The organism is Psychrobacter sp. Pi2-1 (genome assembly GCF_904846645.1).
In the GTDB taxonomy this organism is placed as follows: domain Bacteria; phylum Pseudomonadota; class Gammaproteobacteria; order Pseudomonadales; family Moraxellaceae; genus Psychrobacter.
The window spans coordinates 1-7,893 of record NZ_CAJHBO010000036.1 but is presented as its reverse complement, the minus strand read 5'-3'; the positions used below and the strand labels follow the sequence as shown (position 1 = coordinate 7,893).

Annotated in this window: 5 protein-coding genes; 3 read left to right on the top strand and 2 right to left on the bottom strand. The window is 43.4% G+C overall.

All coding sequences use genetic code 11. The features are described from left to right. Positions 1-113: 113 nt before the first annotated feature. Both JMX91_RS13055 and uvrA read right to left on the bottom strand, forming a co-directional pair. Positions 114-392, bottom strand: a complete 279-nt coding sequence (locus JMX91_RS13055; RefSeq protein WP_201549593.1) for a hypothetical protein — start codon at positions 390-392, stop codon at positions 114-116. Between the two features lie 312 nt (positions 393-704). Then, the gene (uvrA, locus tag JMX91_RS13050) at positions 705-3,611 is read right to left on the bottom strand and encodes an excinuclease ABC subunit UvrA (protein WP_201549591.1); all 2,907 of its coding nucleotides are present in this window, start codon (positions 3,609-3,611) and stop codon (positions 705-707) included. Positions 3,612-4,293: 682 nt separating this feature from the next. Between uvrA and JMX91_RS13045 the strand changes: the two genes are divergently transcribed. The 3 genes from JMX91_RS13045 (at position 4,294) to ssb (ending at position 7,339) form a co-directional block, all read left to right on the top strand. Further along, on the top strand, positions 4,294-5,658 hold the full coding sequence (locus JMX91_RS13045) for an MFS transporter (RefSeq protein ID WP_201549589.1): 1,365 nt from the start codon (positions 4,294-4,296) through the stop codon (positions 5,656-5,658). Positions 5,659-5,786: 128 nt separating this feature from the next. Then, positions 5,787-6,398: a DUF3833 domain-containing protein gene (locus tag JMX91_RS13040; protein WP_201549587.1), complete on the top strand. Its 612-nt coding sequence runs from the start codon at positions 5,787-5,789 to the stop codon at positions 6,396-6,398. 317 nt (positions 6,399-6,715) lie between these two features. Further along, a complete protein-coding gene (ssb, locus tag JMX91_RS13035) occupies positions 6,716-7,339 on the top strand; it encodes a single-stranded DNA-binding protein (RefSeq protein WP_201549585.1) in 624 nt (207 codons plus the stop codon). Positions 7,340-7,893: the final 554 nt, after the last annotated feature.

The following is a 7,893-nucleotide window of genomic DNA, read 5'->3' as shown; positions in this document are numbered from 1 at the left end:
TGTCATCGAAGCTTTTCATGCTACCAGCCATCTGCTGGGCCAGTTTTTTAATGTCGTTTTGGTTAGTCATTGCTTATTCTCCTGTTAATGGATTATAAGCAGTTACACAGTTTTTAGGAAACTCCCCGGCCTTGACCATGTCCTTCAGGTTTTTTATACCCTTTAGCAGTCATACATGCTTCCATCTTTTTCATATCACTTTTACTTGGGCGACTCTCTTTAGACATTTTCACGCCAGCTCGTTGAGCACAATCATCCATGGCTTGCTTCATATCCGCTGACATCGCAGGTCTTTGATGATTGCGATCGCTTGCACCATTTGATGTGCCGCTTGACGCACAGGCACTAACGCCAACAGTAGATGCTAAGACAATAAATAGTAATTTTTTCATAAGAAGTCCTTAAGAGTTTCAGAGGTCGTACAAAAATGAGTAACGTCAATTTTTGTGGGTTATATCGTTATTAACCAGTTGTTTCTATATCGTGTGCGTTTACATGTCATATCTAACTAGTCAAATATTAATGCATTTAACTTTTAAGTATCTTTAATAAATATTAAGAAAGGTAACGTAGCGAAGTAACTTAAGTCTTAGTTTATATATCGATTTTCGTTCATAGCTTATAGTTTGCACTTTGCCTTATACCAACCAATAAAAAAGGCCACCCTATAAAGAGTAGCCTTTTATCAATCATTACTAACGGTATTAGCTGACTTCTTTCATACCTTGTTCAAGCATCGGTTTTAAGAATATGCCCGTGTAGGATTCTTTGACTTCAGCCACTTCTTCAGGCGTACCTTCAGCGATGATCATGCCGCCACCTTTACCGCCTTCAGGGCCTAGGTCAATCACCCAGTCTGCCGTTTTGATAACATCCAAGTTATGCTCGATGACGACGATAGTATTACCTTTATCGCGTAGGGCATGCAGGATATTGAGCAGCTTATCGATATCATGGAAATGCAAACCAGTGGTTGGCTCATCCAAGATATATAGCGTCTGTCCCGTATCACGTTTGGCAAGCTCACGCGCCAGTTTGACTCGCTGTGCTTCACCACCTGATAGCGTTGGGGCAGACTGACCCAAGCGGATATAGCTCAGACCAACATCCATCAACGCTTGCAGGCGACGATAGATTGCTGGTATCGCTGAGAAGAACTCAACGGCATCTTCAACCGTCATATCAAGCACGTCAGCGATGGTTTTGCCTTTATAGTGAATCTCTAAGGTCTCGCGGTTGTAGCGCTTGCCCTCACAGGTATCACATGGCACATACATATCAGGTAGGAAATGCATCTCAACTTTGATAAGACCATCACCTTGACACATCTCACAGCGTCCGCCTTTCACGTTGAAACTAAAGCGACCAGGCTTATAGCCACGGGCACGCGCTTCTTGCGTCTGGGCAAACATCTCACGCACAGGGGTAAACACACCTGTATAAGTTGCTGGGTTTGAGCGCGGTGTACGACCAATTGGACTTTGATCGATATCGACCATTTTGTCCAAATGCTCAAGACCGCTGATGCTTTCAAATTTATCGGCAATCAGCGTTGAGGCATTATTCAACTGAGTCGCTGCCAATGGCATAAGGGTACGGTTAATCAAGGTTGATTTACCCGAACCTGAGACACCCGTCACACAAGTCATGATGCCAACAGGAATGGTCAAATCCACATCGTGCAGGTTATTGCCTGACGCGCCTTTTAGCTCGATGGTCATCGGTACTTTTTTGGCTTTGGCCTTACCTTTGACTTCCACATCGATGGTTTTGGCTTTATGACGCACAGTTGGAATCTCGATTTTCTTCTTACCAGACATATATTGTCCAGTGAGCGATTCTTTATTTGCCATGATGTCATCGACCGTACCTTGAGCGATAATATGACCGCCATGTACACCGGCACCGATGCCGATATCGATGACGTGATCTGCTTGGCGAATCGCATCTTCATCATGCTCTACGACCAGTACCGTATTACCCAAATCACGCAAGCGCGTTAGGGTTTTTAGCAAGCGATCGTTGTCACGCTGATGCAGACCGATTGACGGCTCATCAAGTACATACATGACGCCCATCAGACCAGCACCGATTTGACTAGCCAAACGAATACGCTGCGCTTCACCGCCCGATAACGTCTCGGCAGAGCGGGCGAGTGTTAAATAATCAAGCCCGACGCTGACGAGAAAGTTTAAGCGCTCATTAATCTCTTTAAAGATTTTTTCGGCGACTTCACCTTTGTGACCGCCAATCTTTAGCGTTTTATAATAGTCAGCCGCATCACCGATAGACAGCTTAACGATTTCTGCAATGGTCTGATCATCAACACGGACATTACGTGAGATTTCATTTAGACGTGCGCCGTCACAGACGTTACAAGTGGTATCTGCGAGATATTTAGCCAACTCATCACGGACGAGGTTACTTTGCGTCTTGGCATAACGACGCTCTAGGTAGGGAAGCACACCTTCAAACGGTACAGTCTTGTTCGTTTTGCGACCGCGCTCATCGGTAAAGTTAAAGGTCAGTTTTTCTTTGCCAGAGCCATGCATGATAAGGTCTTGCTGCTCTTTAGACAGGTCCTGCCATGGCGCATCCATATCGATCTTGAAATGCTTACAGACCGTGCTAAGCAAGCCAAAATAGTACGCATGACGTTTGTCCCAGCCATTGATAGCGCCTTGGTTAAGCGATTTTTCATGGTGGGTAATCAGTTTTTCAGCGGCGAAATATTGACGTTTACCGAGACCATCACAGCTTGGGCATGCACCGTATGGGTTGTTAAAACTGAACATACGTGGCTCAAGCTCAGGCACTGCGCGATCACAGACAGGGCATGAATGCTTGGCTGACATTACTTGGTTCTCGTCACCGCCTTCTTTTGGATTACCATCCATAAAGTGTAGCGTGACCAGTCCTTGTCCCAAACGTAGCGCTGTCTCTAAGCTCTCAGCGACACGGTTGCCCAAGTCATCACGGACTTTAAAGCGATCGACCACCACTTCGATGGTATGTTTTTTCTTTTTATCTAGGGTCGGTAGCTCGTCAGTGTCATAGACATCACCATCGACGCGCACACGGACAAAACCTTGTCCAATCAGCTGCTCAAGCAAGACGGTATGCTCACCTTTACGCTCGCGAATCACCGGTGCCAAAATCATAATTTTGGTGTCATCTGGTAAGGCCATGACCTGATCGACCATCTCAGTGACCGACTGCGCGACCATTGGCTCACCGTGCTCAGGGCAATATGGCGTACCGATGCGTGCATATAGCAGGCGCAGATAGTCATAAATCTCGGTAATCGTACCGACGGTCGAGCGTGGGTTATGGTTGGTTGATTTTTGCTCGATAGCAATCGCAGGGGATAGACCCTCGATACTATCGACGTCAGGTTTCTCCATTTGCGAGAGGAACTGACGCGCGTAGGCCGATAAACTCTCGACATAACGACGTTGCCCTTCCGCATATAGCGTGTCAAATGCCAACGAAGATTTACCAGAGCCAGATAGGCCAGTGATTACCACGAATTTATCTCGTGGGATGTCTAAATCGATGTTTTTTAAGTTATGAGTACGTGCGCCGCGTATTGCGATATGGTCATGTGCCATCGGTTACAGGTTTCCTATTTGCTAAAAGGGGATTGGGAAATATCTCAAGCTAAAAAGTAAATACAGATCAGTAAAGTGGTTGGTTAAAACGTGAATAATTCTAAATTTATGATGTTGTTATAAGTAGTGTTGTTATTAAGAGTATCGTTATAAAGGTACATATATTGATAAGGTAAAAGTTCTGTTAGCCTAGTTATTCATTTTCTATTATTGTTTGGCTTTATGTTGCTTGTCGCTCCTATGACGATTTTTTATAGGACTAAGCAAATCTAAATCAAATCAGTGTTAAGTAACAGGCATCGTTTGTTATGGTTTTGACCAAAAATGTCATTTTATAGAAGCGTTCGTCGTTACGTAGATATGGTGAGTGAGCCGTTAATTGTGCTGACAACGTTTTACTTTATTGTCATGGCGACAGCATTATTCAAGGTATCACTGTGCATCTGATGCACTTGGTAACAAAATAATCTCGTAATATGAATGGCTTGGGTTGAGGGCGCATACGTTACTGCACCAGTAAGACAAAAGTCTCGGCAACCAAACGGCGAATGTCTTATACTAGGGGGCTTGATTTATAGGCCAATGCCTTGATAAACCAGTAGTGATAAATCATGGTATGGCACAGTGTTAGTCGTGAAAGATAGCAATGAGCAACCAGCAATGATCAACCAGTGAGGCAAGTATGAATAGCGTAGAGAAACGGGCAATCCTCGGAGTCGGTGGCATCTTTGCCTTACGTATGATTGGCTTGTTTATGATTGTGCCGGTATTTTCTGTCTACGGTGACAATTATGCACACGCGACGCCGTTTTTGATTGGTTTGGCTGTTGGTATTTATGGCTTAGGGCAGGCCATCTTTCAGATACCGATGAGTTTGGCTGCTGATAAATTTCCGCGTAAGCCTATTATATTTCTGGGATTGATACTGTTCGCTGTCGGCGGCATGATTGCGGCAAATGCGACAGATATTTACGAAGTGATTATTGGTCGGGCGCTGGCGGGTAGTGGTGCGGTCTCTGCTGTGCTTATGGCACTATTGGCTGATGTGACTCGTGAAGAGATGCGTACCAAAGCGATGGCCACGATGGGGCTGACGATTGCGACCTCTATCATGCTTGCCTTTGCTTTTGGGCCATTACTAGTCGGCTCGCTCGGTATCTCTGGACTGTTTTGGCTGACCTCGGGATTTGCTATTTTGGCGATGCTGCTATTAGTGGTAGTACCGACGCCTATGCGTGTGCTCAAGCACAACCTAGATAACAAAACCATTAGTCAACAGTTGGCGACTGTCCTTAAGATTGGCGATCTTAACCGCTTACATATCGGCATCTTTGCGCTACACCTAACGATGACAGCGATATTTGTGATATTGCCGCACCAGCTCAGTGACGTACTTGGCTTGTCAGTACGTCAGCAAGGCATGGTATATTTGCCGCTACTGTTTATTGGTTTCGCTATCGCAATACCGTTTATTATCATCGCTGAAAAGAAACGCAAAATGCGTCAGGTGTTTTTGGGTGCGATTACATTGATGACCGTCGCTTTAGCATTATTAGCGCTTGGTAGTCAGGTTGGTGTTGGTATCATATTGGGCTTGCTGTTGTACTTTATGGGCTTTAACCTGCTTGAGGCGACGATACCCTCATGGATATCTAAGCGTGCACCAGTCGCCAATAAAGCGACCGCGATGGGGCTTAATTCCTCTAGTCAGTTCTTTGGAGCGTTCGTCGGCGGGGCAATGGGCGGCCTGTTATTAAGCCAGCCTAATTTGTTGGCGTGGGGCATACTGGCTATTATTATGGGTGCCGCACTGCTTATCATTATTCCTATTTCTCAGCCACCTTATCTATCGAGCACGACAGTTACTATTCCCAAAGATATCAATATCCAAGACTGGTCACGGCAAATGCTGGCAGTAGATGGTGTTGATGAGTTGGTCGTCATGGCAAAAGAGCAAGTCGCCTATTTAAAGTTAGATAAGACACAGTTGACGGACGATTCACGTCAGCAGCTATCGAGTTTGGCGCAAAGTCCGCTAGATATATAGCAGCTTTATACCTGTAGTTGTATATGAAATGAAGCCAAATAGCAAAAATTGCACAGACAGCAGTCTCATAAACCACCAGTATCAATCAATAGAAACTAACTATTTATCTCTATTTAAAAGGAATTAATATGAGTAAATTTAAGATGCTGTCTGGTAGTGTCATTGAGGGTAAAAAGAAGGCGCATCGCTCAATAGCTAAGTTAACCGTAGGTCTTGGTTTATCAGCCATGCTGCTGACCTCTGGTTGTGCTACACAAAATATTCAGGCGTATCAGAACACCACACCGACGCTCGACATGCATGAGTTTTTTTCGGGTCAAATCGATGGTTGGGGTATGTTTCAAGGTCGAAATGGCGAAGTCAAAAAGCGCTTTTATGTTGATATTGATGTAACCCATGAGGGAGACGATGTCATTGTCTTAAACGAGAAATTCTCGTGGGCAGATGGCACGAAATCGCAGCGTATATGGCGTCTCACTGAGCAGGCAGATGGCAGCTGGAAAGGTGTGGCAGGTGATGTCATTGGCGAGGCAACAGGGAAAGTGGTTGGCAATACGTTGCACTGGAATTACTTGTTAGAGTTACCTGTCGAGGACAAAACCTATAAAGTAACGTTCGATGATTGGATGTATCTTATAAATGAAGATGTCATGCTCAATCGCTCAGTGATGAAAAAATTTGGCGTAGAGCTGGGTAGCGTGACATTGAGCATGCACCGTAAGCCTTCCGATGCTAACTAGAAATCTCTAAATCATTTGATAATAAGTTAGGTGCTATGCAATATCGATAAAGGTAGACGGTGTTCTTCATCGTCTTAAAATGGCAAAATAGCAGCATATTTATTTATTACCTGTTATTTATTTGACTCTACAATATTGACTAGTATATCAAGATAGAGTATCTAAGCGACATAGACTGACGTGCACCATAGGTAGCCTATAGATATTTCGATAAAAATTGGTTAAAGTAAAATTATACAATTGATAGTGCCAACTGACGCTATCAGATAACGATTAAAACAATTTATTAAATTATTCATAAGTAAAAGGACGGTATTATGCGCGGAGTCAATAAAGTTATCATCATCGGTAACCTCGGAGCAGATCCTGAGGCACGCCAATTTAGCAATGGCGGTAGCGTGACCAATATCTCGGTTGCGACATCAGAGCAGTGGACAGACAAGCAAAGCGGCGAAAAAAGAGAAGCGACAGAGTGGCATCGTATCGCACTTTTTAACCGTCTAGGTGAAATCGCAGCGCAATACCTGCGCAAAGGCAGCAAAGTCTATATCGAAGGTAGTTTGCGTACACGTAAATACCAAGACCAAAGTGGTCAAGACCGTTATATTACTGAGATTCGTGCTGAACAAATGCAGATGCTCGATGGTCAAACTGGCGGCGGTCAGGGTGGAGATAGCTTTGGTGGTCAGAACCATGGTCAAAGTGGTGGCTATAATAATCAAGGTGGCCAAAACAACCAGAATAACTTTGGTCAGCAAGCAAATAATCAAATGGCACATCAAGGTGGTTACAATCAACCAGCGGCTCAAGGTGGGCAAAACAGTTTTAACAATCAAGCGCCTGCTCAGCAAAACCAGTTCAATCAACCAGCACAGAAACCTGCACAATCTAAGCCTACAGCAATGCCAGATGGCCCTGTAGATGATGATATTCCGTTCTAAATCATATAAGAAAGAAAGTGTAAAGGTGTTAAAAAAGCCCTGCAACTGCAGGGCTTTTTTAATGCTTGCTATAGTTGATTCAATTTAAACGAGATACAAGGCAACTGAGTGCAGATGTATATGTCATACTTTAAGCAAGGTTAATGCTGTAGCTCTTTTATAGAGGGTTAGTTACATCCAGAAATATAATTCAGTTGATGTTTTTTAACGTAGCTAAACTAATTTTTTATTAAAGAATTTTTAATTTATTTAATACGCTCTTAATACCTAAATGATTAAACTTAAGTTTATTTGGTATTGGTTTAGTACTATTAATTTTCATATTAGCTAGTATGCTTACTACCTTCTATACTCTATATTGACCGTTTATACCAAAAAATAATTATGATTAATGACGTTTGGTTTTAAAAATTGCTATACTGACTTTATATATAGTCAGTTCAAAATAAAATTGTTATGGTTAGGACAAATATCATAAAACAATTTGGATAAGTCGTTTTCCATCCAGCCTTGGCGTAGAAACTTAGCCTGTGCCCATTTCTTTTCGATGGGGT